The sequence below is a fragment of the Pollutimonas rozaliensis genome (assembly GCF_048751585.1).
Lineage (GTDB): Bacteria > Pseudomonadota > Gammaproteobacteria > Burkholderiales > Burkholderiaceae_B.
In genome coordinates this window covers 1-256 of the sequence record NZ_JAZHOB010000234.1, presented here as the reverse complement: position 1 = coordinate 256, position 256 = coordinate 1, and the positions used below count along the sequence as shown (strand labels likewise).

The 256-nt window shown below is 65.2% G+C and carries 1 pseudogene; it reads right to left on the bottom strand.

The window, feature by feature from the left end:
- Nucleotides 1–256: pseudogene (locus tag V0R37_RS22715) on the bottom strand (MATE family efflux transporter); the annotation flags it as partial.

Genomic DNA, 256 nt, shown 5'->3' with positions numbered 1-256 from the left:
ATGCTGTTACGCATTTGGCTGACGGCGGTGGTGCCAATGAAAACGCCGTCCAGCAGGTAGCTCCACACGGCGATCAACGGCATCTGCACCATCCAGGGCAGATAGACGGCGGCCACCGCGCGCACTTCTTCCAGCCCGGTGAGCAGGGCAATCAGCTGGTTGCCGAACAGGGCAAACAGCAGGGCGGCGGCCCCGGCGGTCCAGAAGGAGAAGCGTGCCGTGGCCCGGACGGTGGCGGCGAATGCTGGCCAATCAC